This window comes from Exiguobacterium sp. s63 (assembly GCF_018617335.1).
Taxonomy (GTDB): Bacteria; Bacillota; Bacilli; order Exiguobacteriales; family Exiguobacteriaceae; genus Exiguobacterium.
The window spans coordinates 164,085-182,149 of the sequence record NZ_JACSKB010000002.1 but is presented as its reverse complement, the minus strand read 5'-3'; the positions used below and the strand labels follow the sequence as shown (position 1 = coordinate 182,149).

At 44.9% G+C, this 18,065-nt stretch carries 20 protein-coding genes; 5 read left to right on the top strand and 15 right to left on the bottom strand.

Annotated features, from left to right (window positions below; all coding sequences use genetic code 11):
- Window positions 1-7 precede the first annotated feature (7 nt).
- From KNO90_RS07695 to KNO90_RS14865, 5 genes are all read right to left on the bottom strand, one after another.
- Window positions 8-1,681 (bottom strand): AMP-binding protein, encoded by a 1,674-nt coding sequence (locus KNO90_RS07695; protein WP_214739591.1) that lies wholly within the window; start codon window positions 1,679-1,681, stop codon window positions 8-10.
- A gap of 136 nt (window positions 1,682-1,817) precedes the next feature.
- Complete coding sequence (locus KNO90_RS07690; protein ID WP_214739589.1) at window positions 1,818-2,285, bottom strand: DUF4825 domain-containing protein; 468 nt, start codon at window positions 2,283-2,285, stop codon at window positions 1,818-1,820.
- A 12-nt stretch (window positions 2,286-2,297) separates the two neighbouring features.
- Window positions 2,298-3,425 carry an ABC transporter permease subunit gene (locus tag KNO90_RS07685; RefSeq protein ID WP_215113369.1) on the bottom strand — a complete coding sequence of 376 codons (1,128 nt, stop codon included), beginning with the start codon at window positions 3,423-3,425 and terminating at the stop codon, window positions 2,298-2,300.
- Window positions 3,415-4,296 carry an ABC transporter ATP-binding protein gene (locus KNO90_RS07680; RefSeq protein ID WP_215113368.1) on the bottom strand — a complete coding sequence of 294 codons (882 nt, stop codon included), beginning with the start codon at window positions 4,294-4,296 and terminating at the stop codon, window positions 3,415-3,417. Before KNO90_RS07680 ends, KNO90_RS07685 begins: the two co-directional genes overlap by 11 nt.
- Window positions 4,283-4,672, bottom strand: coding sequence for a GntR family transcriptional regulator (locus tag KNO90_RS14865; protein WP_214739583.1), 390 nt, complete (start codon window positions 4,670-4,672; stop codon window positions 4,283-4,285). Before KNO90_RS14865 ends, KNO90_RS07680 begins: the two co-directional genes overlap by 14 nt.
- A gap of 183 nt (window positions 4,673-4,855) precedes the next feature.
- Between KNO90_RS14865 and KNO90_RS07670 the strand changes: the two genes are divergently transcribed.
- The 5 genes from KNO90_RS07670 to KNO90_RS07650 all read left to right on the top strand — a co-directional run bounded on the left by KNO90_RS07670 (window position 4,856) and on the right by KNO90_RS07650 (window position 7,471).
- Window positions 4,856-5,620, top strand: coding sequence for a hypothetical protein (locus tag KNO90_RS07670; protein ID WP_251127402.1), 765 nt, complete (start codon window positions 4,856-4,858; stop codon window positions 5,618-5,620).
- 105 nt (window positions 5,621-5,725) lie between these two features.
- On the top strand, window positions 5,726-6,136 hold the full coding sequence (locus KNO90_RS07665; protein WP_159561951.1) for a MarR family winged helix-turn-helix transcriptional regulator: 411 nt from the start codon (window positions 5,726-5,728) through the stop codon (window positions 6,134-6,136).
- A 23-nt stretch (window positions 6,137-6,159) separates the two neighbouring features.
- A complete protein-coding gene (locus tag KNO90_RS07660; protein ID WP_215113366.1) occupies window positions 6,160-6,798 on the top strand; it encodes a nitroreductase family protein in 639 nt (212 codons plus the stop codon).
- 27 nt (window positions 6,799-6,825) lie between these two features.
- Window positions 6,826-7,110 (top strand): putative quinol monooxygenase, encoded by a 285-nt coding sequence (locus tag KNO90_RS07655; protein WP_215113365.1) that lies wholly within the window; start codon window positions 6,826-6,828, stop codon window positions 7,108-7,110.
- 1 nt (window position 7,111) lies between these two features.
- Window positions 7,112-7,471 carry a DUF1304 domain-containing protein gene (locus KNO90_RS07650; RefSeq protein ID WP_215113364.1) on the top strand — a complete coding sequence of 120 codons (360 nt, stop codon included), beginning with the start codon at window positions 7,112-7,114 and terminating at the stop codon, window positions 7,469-7,471.
- Between the two features lie 74 nt (window positions 7,472-7,545).
- Here the strand turns inward: KNO90_RS07650 and KNO90_RS07645 are convergent, their stop codons facing one another.
- The 10 genes from KNO90_RS07645 to KNO90_RS07600 form a co-directional block, all read right to left on the bottom strand.
- Window positions 7,546-8,400, bottom strand: a complete 855-nt coding sequence (locus KNO90_RS07645; protein ID WP_214739571.1) for a PRD domain-containing protein — start codon at window positions 8,398-8,400, stop codon at window positions 7,546-7,548.
- Between the two features lie 15 nt (window positions 8,401-8,415).
- The gene (locus KNO90_RS07640; RefSeq protein WP_214739569.1) at window positions 8,416-9,891 is read right to left on the bottom strand and encodes a glycoside hydrolase family 1 protein; all 1,476 of its coding nucleotides are present in this window, start codon (window positions 9,889-9,891) and stop codon (window positions 8,416-8,418) included.
- Window positions 9,888-11,741, bottom strand: a complete 1,854-nt coding sequence (locus KNO90_RS07635; RefSeq protein ID WP_215113363.1) for a beta-glucoside-specific PTS transporter subunit IIABC — start codon at window positions 11,739-11,741, stop codon at window positions 9,888-9,890. The genes KNO90_RS07640 and KNO90_RS07635 overlap by 4 nt, the downstream gene beginning before the upstream one ends.
- A gap of 273 nt (window positions 11,742-12,014) precedes the next feature.
- Window positions 12,015-12,446 carry a stage III sporulation protein AH gene (locus KNO90_RS07630; protein ID WP_251127401.1) on the bottom strand — a complete coding sequence of 144 codons (432 nt, stop codon included), beginning with the start codon at window positions 12,444-12,446 and terminating at the stop codon, window positions 12,015-12,017.
- A 14-nt stretch (window positions 12,447-12,460) separates the two neighbouring features.
- The gene (locus KNO90_RS07625) at window positions 12,461-12,823 is read right to left on the bottom strand and encodes a hypothetical protein (RefSeq protein ID WP_214739565.1); all 363 of its coding nucleotides are present in this window, start codon (window positions 12,821-12,823) and stop codon (window positions 12,461-12,463) included.
- Window positions 12,824-12,917: 94 nt separating this feature from the next.
- Entirely contained in the window at window positions 12,918-14,456 is a 1,539-nt protein-coding gene (locus KNO90_RS07620) for a hypothetical protein (protein ID WP_214739563.1), read from the bottom strand.
- Between the two features lie 128 nt (window positions 14,457-14,584).
- Window positions 14,585-14,842, bottom strand: a complete 258-nt coding sequence (locus KNO90_RS07615) for a hypothetical protein (protein ID WP_015881071.1) — start codon at window positions 14,840-14,842, stop codon at window positions 14,585-14,587.
- 14 nt (window positions 14,843-14,856) lie between these two features.
- Entirely contained in the window at window positions 14,857-15,321 is a 465-nt protein-coding gene (locus KNO90_RS07610; protein ID WP_215113362.1) for a hypothetical protein, read from the bottom strand.
- Window positions 15,322-15,323: 2 nt separating this feature from the next.
- The gene (locus tag KNO90_RS07605) at window positions 15,324-17,678 is read right to left on the bottom strand and encodes a DEAD/DEAH box helicase family protein (RefSeq protein WP_251127400.1); all 2,355 of its coding nucleotides are present in this window, start codon (window positions 17,676-17,678) and stop codon (window positions 15,324-15,326) included.
- Window positions 17,671-18,000, bottom strand: coding sequence for a nucleoside triphosphate pyrophosphohydrolase (locus KNO90_RS07600; protein ID WP_215113361.1), 330 nt, complete (start codon window positions 17,998-18,000; stop codon window positions 17,671-17,673). Before KNO90_RS07600 ends, KNO90_RS07605 begins: the two co-directional genes overlap by 8 nt.
- Window positions 18,001-18,065 lie beyond the last annotated feature (65 nt).

Below are 18,065 nucleotides of genomic sequence, written 5' to 3'. Positions count from 1 at the left end.
CTTGGTGTCAACTGCTTTGTTTCACTTGTTTTGCCTTCTCTTCATCGACGAGGACACGGCGTAGAATCTTCCCGACAAACGTCTTCGGTAGCTCATCACGGAACTCATATAACTTCGGCACTTTATAGGCCGCAAGCTTCTCACGGCAATGTTTGTCGAGCTCTTCTTCCGTCACGTTCGACCCATCACGAAGCACGATAAATGCTTTCACCGTCTCGCCACGATACGGGTCCGGCACACCGATGCAGACCGCCTCTTTGACGGCCGGGTGCTCGTAAAGGATCTCCTCAATCTCACGCGGATAAATATTGAAGCCCCCCGCGATAATCATATCTTTCTTCCGATCGACGATATAGAAGAAGCCGTCCTCTCCCATGTACCCGAGGTCACCCGTCGCGAGCCACCCATCTTTTAAGACAGCTGCCGTCTCCTCAGGTTTTTGCCAATAGCCCTTCATGACTTGCGGACCACTCAACATGATTTCGCCAATCTCACCAATCTCTGCCTCCGTCTCTCCGTCTGCCATCACTATTTTAGCAGAAGTATCCGAGAGCGGCGCGCCGATTGAGCCGACAATCCGTTTATCCCATAAGAAGTTCGCATGTGTGACCGGAGATGTCTCAGATAAGCCGTACCCTTCCACGATTCGACCACCCGTGATTTTTTCAAATTCTTCTTGCACCTCGATCGGAAGTGGGGCCGAACCTGAGATACACGCCTCGATTGAAGACAAATCATACTTTTTCAATTTCGGATCGTTTAAGATTCCGACATACATCGTCGGGGCACCCGGGAAGAAATGCGGCTTTTTCTTTTGAATCGTCTTCAAGACGTCTGTCACGTCGAAGCGTGGGACAAGGACGAGTTCATAACCGTTCGTGACCCCAAAGTTTAGACAGCATGACATCCCGTACACGTGGAAGAACGGCACGACGCACAAGACGCGCTTTTCGTCTCCACGATTGTATTTATAGAATAAGTTCGTAATCTGGTCCGCATTCGCCGTCAAGTTAAAATGAGTCAACATGACCCCTTTCGGAAGACCCGTCGTTCCTCCTGTATATTGCAGAACCGCGACATCTTCTTTCGGATCGATGTCGAGTGGCGTGACCGGATTGAAGTCTTTGTAGTCTTTAAACGGCGTCGAGCCGGTCGTATCGATCACGATATTGTTCTCGCGCTTCACTTTGATTGGGTACAGTTTATTTTTCGGGAACGGTAAGTAGTCAGCGATGCTCGTCGTGATCACGGTCTGAATCTCCGTCTTCTCACTGACGCGAAGCGTTTTCGGATATAACAAATCGAGGGTGATGACTAGTTTGACGCCTGCATCCGTTACGAGGTTTTCGAGCTCTCGCTCCGTATAAAGCGGGTTCGTTTGGACGACTGTCCCACCAGCGTACAAGACCGCATAGAAAGAAATGACGTACTGAGGGCAGTTCGGAAGCATGAGGCTGACACGGTCCCCTTTTTCGAGACCTTTCGCTTGAAGCATCGTGGCGAGTCGACGTGCGGCGTCATCAATTTCAGCATACGTCCACTCTTTCCCGATAAAGGAGACGGCCGTACGATTCGGAAAATCCTTTGCTGCGCGAGACAATGCCTCGTAGAGCGGTTTTACCTCATAATCAATCGATTGGGGCATACCTTCTGGATAATCTTGTAACCACGGTTTGTTCATCGCTGTTCCTCCTTGGAAATGAATACTCATTCAGTTAACTCCATTATAATGCTAAGAAAACGCTTTCATCTACCCTTTACCCGATAATTTTCAGAAAATATCAAAAAAAGCGATTGGATTTGTCATCCAATCGCTGTCAAACTCGCCTGAAATAGGAATCTGTCGACTCTAGTTTTTCAAGCTTCTGATTCATGAGTTGTTGCAATTCTTTTTCATGACGAATGTTTGCGAAGTCTGTCTCGAACCATGCCTCCATCTCCGGTCGGGAGAAGGCATACGTCCGGTTCGGGAATGCGAAGCGGACAATCTCGGCGTTCGGGATGAGGGTGAAATAGGCAGCCGCATTCCGAATCGCGAGACGTTCCTGTTCCGCTCGCTCCATCCCCGGGTCTTCGTAACGGACGGTCAACCCATATGGACGCTTCTTCGTCTGCAACTCGACCGATCGATAGCACTCATGTAGCGGCAAGCTCCCGGCAATTCCAATGACTGCATTGTGATCTCCGACTTTCGACCCTTTATATTCAAATGCCGTCGGTGTATCTGGATTCGTGCATCCAGCTAACGAAAGAATGAGTACGAGCAACAGACAGAAGCGTTTCATAGGTGTCCCTCCTTACGATTTGAGTCTCAAGTTGAAACGGTATAGCAAACGCTTAGCGAGTAAGTGTGCTAAGAACGCTCCGATCACAAAGCCAATCATATATAACACGCTATTCGCTTCATACGTGAACGTTGTGAACATAATTCCTGTGAACATCGCGATACATACTACGATGATGATGTGAACGAACCATAACCAGTTGTTGAACATGAAGAAGCGACCGTTGTTTTCTTGTGGCGCACGATTATACATCCAAATTCCTAACCAGAATGACAAAGCGATGAAGGCGATGGACGATGGGATGCTAATTGAGATGAAATCTTGCCATTCGCTGTCAGATTGGACGAATTCATATAAAGTCAGATTCGCTAAGTTTCCAAGGGGCGAAACGACTTGAATAAATACACCATTGTATAGGGAATCCAGCCATGAACTTAGTCCCTCTAGACTCGTAAACACATAGGCCGAGGCTTGAATCAATGCGATGATGCCTAACGGGAAAATCAAGGCGACAAACGACCACGCCGTTTGAGAAATCGATTCCCCACCGAACGAGCCCATCCATAGAGCCAACGAGAATAACGAGATGCCAATCAATGCGATGTACAGGACGATCACGACCGATTTGAAAACGGTCCCTTCTAATAAGAAGGAATAACGGGAAGTGGCGATCAGTGCAAACATCGCGATACTTCCTAACAGCGTAGACATGACAATCCCACTTGCCCCCAATACCCATTTTGATATGTACTGCTGGGTCCGGGTGAACGGAAGCGACATCGAAAAATCCGACATTTGACTGTTGCGTTCGGCACCAATGAGCGAGGTGGCCATGAGCGCACTAAACACGACAAACAAAAATACAACGGGACCGAGAGGAATCACACTTCCAATATCCCCAATATAGTAGGCGATGCTTGAATCGGCATCGAAGAAGGACTCAACCGTCAGGCGATCTCGTTCTTCAAACGGGATACCGTAATCAACAGAATTCGCTCGTGCATCTTTAATCTGTTCATCAAACTGCTCGAATTGTGTCCAAGCCGGCACCGTGAAGGCGACGACACCTAAGAAGACGAGCAGGATCCAAAGCAGTGATACTTGTTTCCAATCTTTCTTTAACAATACTTTAGACAGCATGGGCTTCTCCTCCTAACTGGACACGGAATACGTCTTCAAGAGACATCGGAATCTCTTCGATCAGCATCGGATTGTATGAATCGATGAACGCTTCGAGCTCTTCCGTCCGTTCTTTTGCCATGAACAGCACGACACGTCCTGTCACGTTGATGATTTCGATATCTTTTCGTTCGAGCAGTTCGACCGGAACATGGTCATTGAACACGACTTGCCACTTAATGCTGAGGGCACGTGCCTCTTCGAGCGACAAGATGGCTTTGACACGTCCGTTCTCAATCATGATGATGCGGTCAGCGATGCGTTCGAGTTCATGCAGTTGGTGACTCGAGACAATAATCGAACAGTTCCGATTCTCGACTTGGGCAATCATCAGTTTCAACACGTCAGATTTGGCGACGACGTCCAAACCGTCCGTTGGTTCGTCGAGCAGGTAGTATTTCGCTTGAACGGCGAAAGCGAGCGATAACGTGACGAGTGCCTTTTGTCCTTTTGAAAGTTGGCGAATCTTTTTGTTGCCGATGTTGTATCGCGTCAATGTCTCACGAAAGACGGTACGGTTGAATGACGGATAAATCGACTCATACAAGTCCGTCGCCTCGTTCACCGTATAATTTTTGAGCGCGTCGGCTGAATCCGGTACGAAGATGACGTCACGCTTCAATCCCGCATCTTTAAAGATACTTTTTGCTCCATAGAGTACATCTCCCATATCTGGGCGGATGATGCCGACCATCGTCCGGAGAAGCGTTGTCTTACCGGCACCGTTACGACCGACGAGCGCGATGATTTCTCCTGATTCGACCGTGAAGTCGATGCCGTCGAGAATCGTCTGACGGTCGATTTGTTTACTTAACTGTTCAACTTTCAGCATTGGTTTTCCCTACTTTCTCATATTCCGTCCGTAATACGTCAATGGCTTCGTCCAATGGCACATTCGCATAGTGGCAATCAATCGCAATCTTTTTGATCGAAGCAATGACCGGATCACGTGCCGCATCATCGTCCACCCAGTCCTCAGAGACGAACGTTCCACGTCCACGTCGCATCTCGAGGAGACCGAGCCGTTCTAACTCCTGGTACGCCTTACTGACCGTATTCGGATTGATGACGAGGTCGGTGGCGAGTTCGCGCACGGACATGACTTTGTCTCCAGGCCGTAAAATCCCCCGGATGACGAGCTCTTTCGTTTGATTGATGATTTGTTCATATAGCGGTTCTGAACTTTTCATATCAATTTTGTATAACATGGGTCACACCCTCTCATAGTCAATGATACTCTTTAAGTGTATTATATGTATTAGTACACGCAATTACAATAGTTCTTTGAGGGCACTTTTAGTTTACAGGGAAATGGAAATGATTTGAATAAGACTTTGGACCGAGGTTTCTCTTCGTCGTATCAGGTACATTGGGGTAGAGGTGAAAAAGTGATGAAAAAACGATTTATAGCAGCCATAGTCGGAGGGCTTCTCGCTGGCGGACTCCTCGTATATACGACACATGAAAAATCAGAGGCGCGTGAGGCATACAGCGCGTACGTGAAGGAAACATACAGTGAACAACCCGACATCGAGCTGTCACGCGACTGGCATATGGGCGGTTATATCGGAGAAATGACATTGACGAAAGAACCGTTCGCCGGCAAATATTTTATCGAGACATATGGTGACGGCTCGATCCATGACAATGTGCTCGAGACGTATTGGGAACGCGAAGCAGAGCGGACGATTCACGAGCGCCTCGTATCGCAAGGAATTTTAAAAGAGGAAGAGACGGTCCGTGCGGAAGTACCGACCGGAGTGTCCGATGATGCGCAAGCAAAAGTAAGCCCGACCCCGACGTCTATCTATGAAACGAATCCGAAGACGTATCTCGACGTCTCGATCATGTTTCATGAAGACTGGAACAATACGGACGAACAGAAACAACGGATTCTCGATGTCATACGCGAAGTGGAATCCGATGTCTATTGGATTCACTTCTCGTTCGACGGGAAGCCAGGTGGCAATGATGACTACACGGAACGATATATGATGTTCACGCGCAAAGCGTCTGACATCGACCCGTCCTTCCTCGATGTGCGGACGATCGAGGACTTGAATGCCTACGACCGAATGTATGGATTCGACGAGACGACATTCACGACAGAATATCGATTTGATGGCACCCCCATCGAAGAGGAGACGACACGATAATTTGATGTCGTCTTTTTTTGAGCGTTTGACTTTACAGGCGATTAGAAACGTTGTATCGTTTGACAAGTCAACGATTGATAAGTCAATTGAGAAAGGTGGGACGCAATGGACCTACGTGAAATCAGCCGATTACTTTACCAAATCAAGTTGGCGGAACAAAACGTCGCATCGTCGTTCGAACGGGAAACAGGATTCAGCCTGACCCGCTACGAGATGTTACAAGTCGTCAAAGAACGAGGCGTTTGTTCGCAACGCGTGATTAAAGAAGAAATGAAAATCGACAATGCCGCCATCACCCGACATTTGAAAATCCTTGAAGAGAAAGGATATGTCGTCAGAGAGCGGAACGCGGAGAACCATCGCGAGATGTTCGTCCGTGTGACAGAGAAAGCAGAGCAAGACCTAGGGCACTGCGAGCGAGACGAACGGGCCAACCACCTCGTCTTACAAGCCTTGTCCGCTGAAGAGATTCAACACTTATCCGGACTGCTTCAAAAATTGAACAGTCACGCCTAAACAGAGAAAGAAGGAATTCACCAATGGCAACTACATTCGAAAACAATACATTTAAAGACGTTATGTTCGGTCGTAAATCAATCCGTGTCTATGACGAGAACGTGAAAATCTCACAAGAAGAGATGCTCGAGATGATTCAGGAAGCAACGACTGCCCCATCATCGGTCAACATGCAACCATGGCGCTTCGTCGTCGTCGAAAGCCCAGAAGCGAAAGAGACGCTCAAACCACTCATCCGTTTCAACACACGTCAAAACGATTCGTCTGCAGCGATGCTCCTCATCTTCGGAGACATGGAGTGCTACGAGTATGGCGAGCAAATCTACGATCAAGCGGTCGCAGAAGGCAAAATGCCACAAGAAGTTCGTGATCAACAGCTCGGCGCAATCATCCCTTACTACAAAAACCTCTCGAAACAAGAGATGAACGACATCGTGAAAATCGATGCGAGTCTCGCAGCGATGCAATTCATGCTCACAGCCCGTGCACACGGCTATGACACGAACCCAATCGGTGGTTTCGAGAAAGACCAACTCGCAGAAGCGTTCGGTCTCGACAAAAACCGTTACGTGCCAGTCATGATCTTGTCTGTCGGGAAAGCGGCAGAAGAAGGTTACGAATCAGTTCGTCTTGACGCTCAAACGGTCACATCGTTCAAATAATTCACCACACAATCGGAGGAATCAACCATGATCTTAGTCAACGCCACATTTGATATCCAAGCATCACAACGCGAGAACTTCTTGCGCGACATCCAAATCTTGATCGACTCATCAAAACAAGAAGCGGGTTGCGTCGGATATGACCTATACGAGTCAACGTCTGTCGAGAACCGTTTCGTCATGATCGAGAACTGGGAAGACCAAACTGCTCTCGAGCAACACAATCAAAACCCGGTCCTCATTAACTTCGCACAAAACGTCGCGAACTACGTGTCTGCAAAACCAGTCGTACAAGTAGCAGCGGTCAACTAATATGTCGACGCTCACCCTTGCGCTCGGGACGCTCGTCGCCATCGAATTCTTCTATATCTTCTATTTAGAAACGATTGCGACAGCCTCTTCCTCGACGTCACGTGTCTTCCGCATGTCGAAAGACGAACTGAAGAGAGACTCGGTATCGGTTTTGTTCAAAAATCAAGGAGTGTATAACGGATTGATCGGGGTCGGACTCTTATACGGGCTATACGTCTCCCCCAATCCGGTCGAGATTGTCACCATGATGCTGACCTATATCATTCTCGTTGCCCTATATGGCAGTATCACGAGTGACAAGAAGATTATTCTGACACAAGGTGGGCTCGCCATCTTGACGTTGTTGTCGATGATTATGTGATGACAGAAAAAGCGTTCGACCTGAGAAAAGGTCGGACGCTTTTTTTAACACTTGATGTTTAGCACTAGTGATTTTTATTTATCATTTAACTCGTCCTGATTCATCAACCGGTGAATATGAACAGCTAAATACGTTAACTCGTCATTCGGTATTTCTTTTTCATGCACTTGCTCGATATACGATTTCACTTTAAAAGCTACTTCCATCGCATTAGGGTAAAGGGTCGCGATTTGATTGAATAACAAGTTATCTTTCTCGACTAACAGTTTATCTTCATAAAAACGTTCAACGAAGAATTTGACATGAGTGATAAAACGCGTGTAATGAATACTTTCTTTATCCATTGAGATATTCAAGGAATAGCGTACCATGTTAACGATTGCGCCAATTAATTTAGCATAGTTCATTCCTGCACGTGAACTCGATTCCTCGCTTTGTGCATTAATTAAGTGAAACGCAATGTTGGCAGCTTCTTCTTTTGGGAAATCAACTTTCAAGGCGCGATTGAGTAAGTCGACCGCATAAGTACCAATTTCAAACTCGACCGTATAATAGTTCTTGATTTCCCAATACACACGATTCGTGATGTTGATATTTTTTTGATGACGCTCTACTGCAAAGTGCAAGTGGTCCATGAGTGTGAAATAGATTCCACTATTCAACTTCGTCCCTAATTGTTTTTCAGCATGAGCAACGATGTCTTGGGTCAAACTTAAATAGATATTTGGAATTGAGTCAATTAGATGAATTAACTCTTTCGCCTTCGGGTTATCGACCGACATGTAAATTTGATCGGCGCTCTTTCGTTCAACCGTGTCCCCTACTTTGCGACCAAAACCGAGTCCTTTCCCAAAGAGGATGAAGTCCTTTTGTTCTTCATCCTCGACCAAAACTACGCTCGAATTCAATACTTTTTTGATTTTAATCACAACTTACACCTACTTTTATTTTGGCGTGGTTTCGAAAAGTGATGCCCCATTCGTTTCGATGACTTGTTGATACCAGTAGAACGAATCTTTCCGACGACGTTCGAGCGTTCCGTTCCCTTCGTCATCCTGATCGACATAAATGAAACCATATCGTTTCGACATTTGGGATGTCCCAGCACTTACAATATCAATCGGCCCCCAACTTGTATAACCTAGCAATTCTACACCTTCATCTATGGCAGCTTTCATTTGTCGGAAGTGAGCTTTAAAGTAGTCAATGCGATAAGAATCATGAATTGTTCCGTCTGATTCCACTTGATCGACTGCACCCATCCCATTTTCTACGATAAGGAGCGGTTTTTTATATCGGTCATAGAGCTCAAGTAATGAAATTTTAAGTCCGAGTGGATCAATTTGCCATCCCCAATCCGTTGCAGGAAGGTATGGATTTTTGACCCCCATGATTGTGTTTCCTGCAGCTTTTTCAAGACCCTCTTCTGCCGACTCAGTCAATGACATGTAATAACTGAATGAGACGAAGTCGACTGGATTATGACGCAATATGTCTAAATCACCTTCTTCGAAATGAAGTTGAATCCCTTTATTCTCAAACATACGCAGCGTTAATGCTGGATACTCTCCGAATACTTGTACATCAGCGTAGAAATAATTGTGTAAATTTTTCTTAAGCGCCACCTCTACATCTTCTGGTTTACATGTATGAGGATAAGTGGTTAATTTTGTCAGCATACAACCGACCTGGCTCCCAGGAATAATTTCATGACAGCTTTTTGTCACGAGTGCTGATGCAACAAATTGATGATGCAACGCTTGATATACAAGTTCCTCTTCTTTCCCAGGCGGGCATTGATCTGGAATGATACCTGCCGTTGTGAATGGGTGACGATTGATACTATCAATCTCATTAAAAGTGAGCCAATATTTCACAAGTCCCTTGTATCGATTGAAGCAAACATCACTGAAACGAACGAAGTGATCAATGACATCACGATTAACCCAACCATTATACGCCACACTTAAGTGAAGAGGCATCTCATAATGGGAAAGCGTCACTATCGGTTCAATGCCATAACGTTTCAATTCATGAAAAACATTGTCGTAAAATCTTAGACCGTCCTCATTCGGTTCAAGTTCTTCACCTGTTGGAAAAATTCGACTCCAAGCAATAGATACCCTTAATGTTTTAAAACCCATTTCTGCGAATAATGCGATATCTTCTTTGTAATGATGATAAAAATCAATACCTCTTCGTTTAGGATAGATAGTATCCGTCTTATCTGCCATCGCCTCGCTTACACTCTTTGTCGTCACCCCAACATGACCGTCATAGTCATCTAAACTGAGGTTTGCCTTGAATGTTGCGACATCTGCAACGGATAAACCTTTTCCATCAATGTTCCATGCCCCTTCTGCTTGGTTGGCTGCAATTGCGCCTCCCCATAAGAATCCTTTTGGAAATGTTTTGTTCATGTTAATTCTCCTCCTATTGGACGTAACGTCATGATTGTATCGTGTTGGCTGACTAACTGAACTGGTGGCACAATGACTTCGTAACGGTCTTTGTTTGTGACGATAGCAAGTGTTACCGGATCAAATCCTGCATTCTGAATTGCATCAAGATCAAATTCTACAAGTAAATCTCCAGCCTTCACAGATTGCTCAGGCTGAACATGGGCTTTAAAATACTTTCCTTCCAATTGAACTGTATCAATCCCGATGTGGAATAGAACATCTGCTCCATTTTCCGTCTGCATTCCCACCGCATGTTCCGTATCCATTACAACGCGGATTGTACCGTCGACCGGTGCATACAACTTTCCTTCGGCTGGGACAATGGCAATCCCGTCACCCATTACTCGTGAAGAGAATATTGAATCGTTCACTTGTTCCAAAGAAATCATTTGTCCCACGACAGGACTTTTGAATGTTTCTCGACTTCCAATTTCATCAGCAAAGTGTTGATCTGGTAACTCTTCTTCTTTGACCTGATCTTTTCCAAGTAAAAATGCTGAAACAAATGCAACTACAAACGAAATTCCGAAGCCAGCGATTGCATAAAGAATATTTCGAGGTAATTCTTCAGAAATAAACATCGTCAAACTTGCCAAACCAGGACCTACAAGTACGAAAGCCTGGAGTCCGACGATTCCAACGAATGTACCTCCGACGAACGATCCGAGCATGACACTCCCAAGCACTTTTTTATTTTGTAACGTGACCCCATAAAGAGCAGGCTCTGTAATTCCGAATAATGCAGAAATTCCTGCAGAGATTGCTGTTGCTCGCAAGAGCTTATCTTTAGTTCGGATAGCAACTGCGAAACATGCACCACTCTCAGCAACGTTATGTGCAAGGGATGCGGGGAGATAAAGGACCTCTTTCCCGAGTTCTCCCATTGTCGTGACCGCGTACGGAATCATTGCCTTATGCATACCTGTTGCTACCATAAGCGGGAGAACCGTTGCTAAAAGACCAACTGCAATCCAACCAACCTGTTCAAAGATGAATAAAATAAGTGAAGCAAATTCTTGTCCGATTCTAAAACCGAATGGACCGAGTAATAGAAGACCAATCGGTACCGTAATCAAAAGTGACATCATTGGCACGAAGAAAATTCGAATCGGCTTTGGAGAGACCTTTGTAATGGCTTTTTCAACTTGTGCATATAAAAGAACAGTCAAAATAGCCGGAAATACTTGATATGCATAAGCGATATTTACGATATCGAACGTAAATAATTGAGCGCCTTCAGCTAGCATCGCTGACATGTTTGGCAACAGCATCGCTCCGACTGCTGATAAAGCAACTAGTGAATTGACCTTTAATTTGTTCGCTGTTGTCACAGCGACAAGCAGTGGTAAGAAGTATAGTGGCGCATCTCCTACCAAATTCAATATTCTATACGTTTGTCCATCTGAATCCATCCAACCAAACAATGCTAAAAGTAAAAGGAGTGACTTTAAAATTCCTCCCCCGGCGATTGCAGGGATGAGTGGTTGGAAAATCCCAACGATAAAATCAAGGATTGTTGGTCCAAGCTTTTGCTTTTTCTTAACTTCGGGGTTGGTTGAATCAACTTCCCCGATTAAATTCCGGATTTCGTTATATACTTCAACGACTTCGTTGCCAATGACCACTTGGCATTGTGCTGTCATTCTAACAGCCATGACACCCGGTGTTTGTTCAAGCTTTTTCTTTTGCACTTTCGAGTCGTCTTTCAACGTAAAGCGAAGGCGTGTTGAACAATGCTCAAAATGAGAGATGTTTTCTTTGCCACCGATTAAATGCAAAACATCTTTTGCGACTTGTTGATGGTTCATTTGCTTGGCTCCTTTTGCAAGACACATCCCTGAAGACAACAAAAAAGGACCTAAAATCGTAATGAGTCCACACTTGGCCTCAAAACAATTTTAGATCCTGCCTGCATCACCAGTCACATGTCTAAATGTGATATTTAGTTCTGACGTCAGTATAAAACGAAAAAATGTAAGCGTCAACATAAAAATCATATTATTGCATTTAGGAGACCATTTATTTAAGTGTCTAATCACTTTGGATTAATGCAAGTAAGGAAATTTGAAAAATACCAATCACTACGCTTGATGTAAATACTGCCCCCACATCGCTTCATCGACGACAAAGAACGATTCATGGGGACATACCGCGAGCACGCACGTCTCCCCCTTATAAAACATCAAGTCTTCTGGAAGTTCTGGATTGAGCCAACTGAACAATGAGCCACCATGCTCTTTTAGGAACTGTGCTGTCCGATAATTCATATGGAACGAATATAGATACGCCGTATCCCCAGATAGTCTTGTCGTCTCCCACTCACTTACGATGGTTCGTTCCATCAAATCCCAGCGAATCTCTTCCGTCAGTACATCCATATACACCAGGCGCTCTTCTTCGATCTCCATTCGGCGCCTGTCTTCCACGAACGCAAAGTGAGTACAGTGCCCAAGCAAAGTATCGATGAGCGCCTCATAGCGGTTCCCCTTTATATCCTGAGTGATCATCAGCATGCTTCACAAGTCTCCTATGGCGAAGAAACAAAGATACCCGTCTCTTCCGTAATCTCGAACGAATCTTGATTCCATCTCACTTCAATCGTCCCGACTCGTTTCGGTTCTTCAACACTTCGATATAATCGCCTGACCTCCATGTCGAAAGTGAAAAATCCACTGGACTGTTTCATATACCCTTCTTCATTCACATATGTATTTGTCTGATCACCAATCAGCGTAAATGAGTCACAGCTCTCATCTTCACATTGTACCGAATATGTTTCCTCGAACCAGCTCACAAAGTCATCCATATCTGGACTAGTCGTATACATCGGTACAATCCAAACTCTAGCTATAATCAACCCGATAAAACCGAAGAACAACCATTTTTTCATATACTCTCCCCCGCTTTCACTATCCAAAGTCTACCATATCCAAATCATCAAATAAAAAAACCGCCCTGACCGAAGTCAGAGCGGAATTGATATCTTATAAGACGAAAATCGCTGCAGATACACCGACGACACCGACGAGCGCCATCGCATATACCGGCACACGTGGCATTTCGCCATTGTTGTCGAGTGCTTTCCCGAACATGTAGAAGACGATCGGGTGCACGAGGAACGGCATCGAGAAGATGAGCGGGATGAGAAGCGACGCTTCCGTTCCGAACATGCCGCCTTGGACCGCTGCGAACAAGCCGAAGTGCGAGATCGCTGACGACTGTGCCATCGTCGTGTAATCAAATGCAATCGTGCTGAACGTCAAAATGACGAGACCACCGAAGACGGCCATCATTTGCCATCCGAACGAGAACTGCATAAGGGCTTTGACTTCTTTGAAGTCTTCCCCGTTCGCCGCACGCAAGTTTTTCAACGAAAGCGCCGTGAGCGCGAGACCGACTAAGACGATGATCATCGTCGGCCAGATCCAGAGCGCGCCGTTGTCGGCACTAACTGCGAGGATTGAGAAGACGAAGATGTGTCCGAAGAACGGGATGTTGATCATGATTGGCGCACGTTTTGCCGCCACTTGACCGAAGTCCCCAGCCGTACACGCTCCTGTGAGACCGCTATGTGAAAGTGACCCCGCCATACCTGGTGCGAGGTTACGGACGTGGCCTGTGCGAGCAAACCACATGATGAGTGCGATTCCACCGAACATCCAGAACAACTGACCGAAGAAACCGTAGACGAGAATCGAGTTCATGCCTTCGATTGCGAACGCGTCACCGATTCGTGAACCCCCAACCATGAAGTTGGCAGCCAAGACGACCGGAATCCCTGCGAAGAGAAGCGCGCGGACAGTCGGTCCATACGTCCAGTTATGGAAGATGGCACCGAGTGCTGACGAGATCAACATCGCAAAGAAGATTTGCGGAAGTGCGATAATCGGCTGAACCGCTGTCGCAATCAAGAACGAGACGAACAAGATGACAAGCAAGAGGACTGTCTCGATGACACCTTTTTGCATGTATACTTTCTTGTCCTGAATCTGTGCTTTATGGTCGATGAGTAAGAACGACACCGCAAGACCGAGAAGTGCGAGAATTGGGTAGTAAAGCGCAATCCCTTCTGCCGTATCTGGCTCGATTGCCATACGGAAGAACCCTTCCAAACCGACGAGCAAGAAGAACGAACGAAGGATGAAGATGAACTGCGTACGTCCTGTCCCGAGGAACATCTCTTCTTTAGAAGGAACAACGATATCCTCCATGTCGAGCTCTTGTTTGCTTAAGATTTTACGAAGTTCTTGTCCACCGACGAAGAACGAAACGACTAATGCGATGATTGTCGTCCGTGACAAGAAGTCGACGAGCGGAAATTCAGGAAGACCCGGCGTCGCGATACCGAGCTCGACCATACCGAACCCGAGACCGAGACCGAAGATGACGATGACGAGGATCGGCGAGAAGCGCGTCCCAGCCACGACCATACGAGATAAAATGACCATTGGAATGACGAAGGCCATAAGCAACCAGAATTGGTTGATGAGTTGCATTTGAGATAATTGCTGTACAAGTTCCATTAACTAACCCCTAACATAATTTTTAGCACACAATATCGAAGTGTACAGGAATGAACATTATGTGACAATAGGGTGTGATGTTTTGTAAACATTGAAAGCGGAACCAAGTGAAATTGGTCCCGCTTTCGTTAGTTATTGGATTGTCTGAGGCCCCAAATGCCTTTATTTCCTGTGGAATAAAAGAGGTCCTCTTTCCCGGTAAAGCTCGCCGAATCACTAGAATGTGCACGAATCTGTTTATTGACGTGCCCTTTCCAATCTTTATAGCGATCGAGTTCAAGTTGATAATAGGATTTTTCGACATACGCATAAATGTCTTTTAAAGATGCCGTCCCACCATGGTGTTGGAGGGCGAATTGGATTTTGCGTAGTAACAGGCGTTTCATATTACCCCACCTTTCTACTTCTGCTTCATTTCAAAGTAGTCTTCTAATTTGTTTTCAACTGCTAATTGAATAGCAGCATGCGCTTGTTTAGTCGGAATGCAGTACTCTTCTCTGACAATGAGTTTCCCATTTGAATTCTCAAATGGTGATTTACCTGTTCTTGGTGATTCTGTCGTCAAGGCTTTAAACGGTAGCGAATTTAGATGACTTTCTATTTCCTTCTGTGAAAATGATTCTTGAAATATTTTAGCGATGCCATTTAAAGAATGTTCTTCACTTTGCTTCCTTACCAAATCATAGTATTCTTTTGCGATCACATCAGCTGATAACGGGTGAAACCAATCTTCATATCCTCTGTTGAGCATGATTTGGATAACATTCATTTTATATGTACCTTGACGCGCAAAACCCTCAATAAAGTTACAAAAAGACTGTATAGCAATCTCTGATGAGTTGATAGTCATTTTATCGTTCAGCATGCTCATCCTTTCGCTTTCCGACTAAAGTAGTAATGCAATCGAACATCTACAATCTGTTTAACCCATTCATAAACGGTTAGATTGCGGAACGCTTCATTGAATTCAATATGCAGAGTTTCATCTTCTACATAAAACGGTCCTTTGGCAATTTTATCGAATGGCATTCGTAACAATAATTTTTCAATTCTTTGTTGATGGAATGGTTGCTGAAAGTCTTTTGTCTTTCCATCAATCTGCTGACGATATGGTTCTTTTTTAATGTAATCATAAAAAGGAAGAGCGGCTTCAAATGCTTTAAGTGGCTTGTACCAATTCTCTTCTCCCCGTTTTAGCATAATTGAAAGTACAATCATTTTATAGCTTTTGGTCATGCTCGTGTATTCCACCTCGACGAGAAGCGACTTCACATCACTGTATAGTATCATTTCTTCCTCACTTAGTTCTCCGAGTTTATGCAAGAATCCGAAGAACCCACCAAGCTTTCTCCATTCGGAACGATACGCATCTATAGAGTATTCTCCTCGTTGGATTAATTCCATGTAGCTCGGGCGTCTACCCGTTTCTTCTTTCACCATGAAATAATTTTGTTCAAGTAATTGCTGACGCGTCGAGGAACGTGTCACCATTTTCTTCAGTAGGTCAACAGTTTGTAAATCAAACTCAATTGTACATGACGAAGGTAGATCAATCGTAGTTGGTAAGGAACTTACTGTATCTTGTCGGCTAGTCGTCAACAAAGCCAGTTTCTTATCAATGTTTTTATAGTTCCCAATCAAATCGATAATCGTACAATGTGTCTTTCCTTTTGATAGACGTAGTCCTCGTCCGATTTGCTGGGTGAACACTGTCAATGATTCTGTCGGACGACAGAACAATAGCGTATCGATTTCAGGGATATCGACACCTTCATTAAATAGATTCACTGCAAAAATGATGTCCAATTGTCCTTTCTTTAATTGGGCAATTACTTCCGTTCGATCATACTCGGCCTGACTATGAAGTGCCACTGCTTGTACTCCTTGCCTCCTGAAATAATCAGCCAAATATTCAGCTTGTATAACGGAAGAACAAAAGCCGAGTGCTCTCGATTGATGATGCTCTGACCAAGCCATATATATCTTCTCGGCAACACTTTCTTTTAACTGTTCTGCCAATAACTCTTCTTGATCATAACGACGTCCATTGATTAGACGAATTTGAGAGTAGTCGATTTCATCGTATATTCCTACATAATGAAACGGTGTTAAAAATGATTCTTCTATCGCTTCCGTAAAGTGCATCTGGAAGGCGACGTTATCATCACAAAGCGCATATACGTCCCCTCCGTCTAAACGGTCAGGCGTTGCAGTCAAACCGAGTAAGAACTTCGGTTGAAAATAATCTAGCACACGACGGTAGGAAGGAGCAGCCGAATGATGGAACTCATCCACGATTATCAAATCGAATTGCTCCGGGTCATATTGCTCCATTCTTTGTTTCGAAGCTAACGTTTGAATCGAGGCGAACACGACGTCAGCAGTATCTTGATTTCTTGATTCACCACCGAGTAGTAACCCGGTCTTCCAGTCATTCGCCACATTGAGGAATGACTTTTCTGCTTGTAACAAAAGTTCTCTTTGATGTGCGACGAAAAGGACACGTTTGAATTGTCGTGCAAAGAATGCACTCAAATACGTTTTCCCTAATCCTGTCGCCAAGACGAGCATCGCCTTTTTCCGACCTTCCGCCATCGTTTCTCGGAGTGCCAATAACGCTGCGTCTTGGACAGACGTCGGGGTAATCGAATCATCTTCTATGTAGACGGGAGAATGTTCAGCGACCTCCAATTCTTTCATTCGATCCTTTCGCGCTTCATACTCTTCGCGATAAGGCTGTAACGAGACTGGATTCATCATTTGCGCATATTCACTATAAAATAATTCATGGAACGCAGCGACTGACTCTTCAAACACTTCCTCTGATACATTCGAAGGAATTTCAACATTCCATTCCACACCATGATTCAACGCACTATGCGACAAATTCGAGGAACCTACAAAAAACGTACCGCTTTCTATTGTACGGAACAAATACGCCTTTGGATGGAACGACCTCCCTTTTGAGCGGTATAGCCGGAGCTCAACATTCGGTATTTGTAATAGCATATCCAGCGCATCAGGATCGGTGAGGTACAGATAGTCTCCTACCAAGATTCTGATTTGAGCACCTCGTTCACTCGCACGTATTAATGAAGTAAATAATTCCTTCACCCCCGACACTTGTGCAAACGCGACGACCATATAAATTTCAGTCGCCGCGTCTATGTGTTCTTGTAAAGGGATGCCTAGATTGCTCGTATGGAGTCGTAAATCACTCAAGATCGAGGACCTCTTCTAAAAATAGACCCTTTTCAAAACCACCACGTTTTTTGCGCTTCTTTTCACGAATCTGATTCAATTCGTCAAAGTCTGCTCCATGCATGTTCCCAAGTGTATAGACCAACTCCAAAATGTCAGCTAACTCTTCCAGCGACTCTTCATCAATTTTTGTCTCTTCATACTCTTTGATTTCTTCATAGAGTTTCAAGCGTGCTTGTTCGAAGTGCTCTGCTTGGCTTAGTTGCTTCACAATCGGTATTTTTCCTGATTCATGAATGATTTCAGGGATATGGTCACGGATCAGCTTATTATTTTTTTTCACTTGATTATCTCCTTTCATTAATTCACTCTCACATTTATTATGAGTATATTTATTTGTAATAGTTA

Coding starts and splice junctions, on each gene's coding strand:
- KNO90_RS07695 (WP_214739591.1), bottom strand. CDS start 1,681: ATGAACAAACCGTGGTTACAAGATTATCCAGAAGGTATGCCCCAATCG.
- KNO90_RS07690 (WP_214739589.1), bottom strand. CDS start 2,285: ATGAAACGCTTCTGTCTGTTGCTCGTACTCATTCTTTCGTTAGCTGGA.
- KNO90_RS07685 (WP_215113369.1), bottom strand. CDS start 3,425: ATGCTGTCTAAAGTATTGTTAAAGAAAGATTGGAAACAAGTATCACTG.
- KNO90_RS07680 (WP_215113368.1), bottom strand. CDS start 4,296: ATGCTGAAAGTTGAACAGTTAAGTAAACAAATCGACCGTCAGACGATT.
- KNO90_RS14865 (WP_214739583.1), bottom strand. CDS start 4,672: ATGTTATACAAAATTGATATGAAAAGTTCAGAACCGCTATATGAACAA.
- KNO90_RS07670 (WP_251127402.1), top strand. CDS start 4,856: ATGAAAAAACGATTTATAGCAGCCATAGTCGGAGGGCTTCTCGCTGGC.
- KNO90_RS07665 (WP_159561951.1), top strand. CDS start 5,726: ATGGACCTACGTGAAATCAGCCGATTACTTTACCAAATCAAGTTGGCG.
- KNO90_RS07660 (WP_215113366.1), top strand. CDS start 6,160: ATGGCAACTACATTCGAAAACAATACATTTAAAGACGTTATGTTCGGT.
- KNO90_RS07655 (WP_215113365.1), top strand. CDS start 6,826: ATGATCTTAGTCAACGCCACATTTGATATCCAAGCATCACAACGCGAG.
- KNO90_RS07650 (WP_215113364.1), top strand. CDS start 7,112: ATGTCGACGCTCACCCTTGCGCTCGGGACGCTCGTCGCCATCGAATTC.
- KNO90_RS07640 (WP_214739569.1), bottom strand. CDS start 9,891: ATGAACAAAACATTTCCAAAAGGATTCTTATGGGGAGGCGCAATTGCA.
- KNO90_RS07635 (WP_215113363.1), bottom strand. CDS start 11,741: ATGAACCATCAACAAGTCGCAAAAGATGTTTTGCATTTAATCGGTGGC.
- KNO90_RS07630 (WP_251127401.1), bottom strand. CDS start 12,446: ATGCTGATGATCACTCAGGATATAAAGGGGAACCGCTATGAGGCGCTC.
- KNO90_RS07625 (WP_214739565.1), bottom strand. CDS start 12,823: ATGAAAAAATGGTTGTTCTTCGGTTTTATCGGGTTGATTATAGCTAGA.
- KNO90_RS07620 (WP_214739563.1), bottom strand. CDS start 14,456: ATGGAACTTGTACAGCAATTATCTCAAATGCAACTCATCAACCAATTC.
- KNO90_RS07615 (WP_015881071.1), bottom strand. CDS start 14,842: ATGAAACGCCTGTTACTACGCAAAATCCAATTCGCCCTCCAACACCAT.
- KNO90_RS07610 (WP_215113362.1), bottom strand. CDS start 15,321: ATGCTGAACGATAAAATGACTATCAACTCATCAGAGATTGCTATACAG.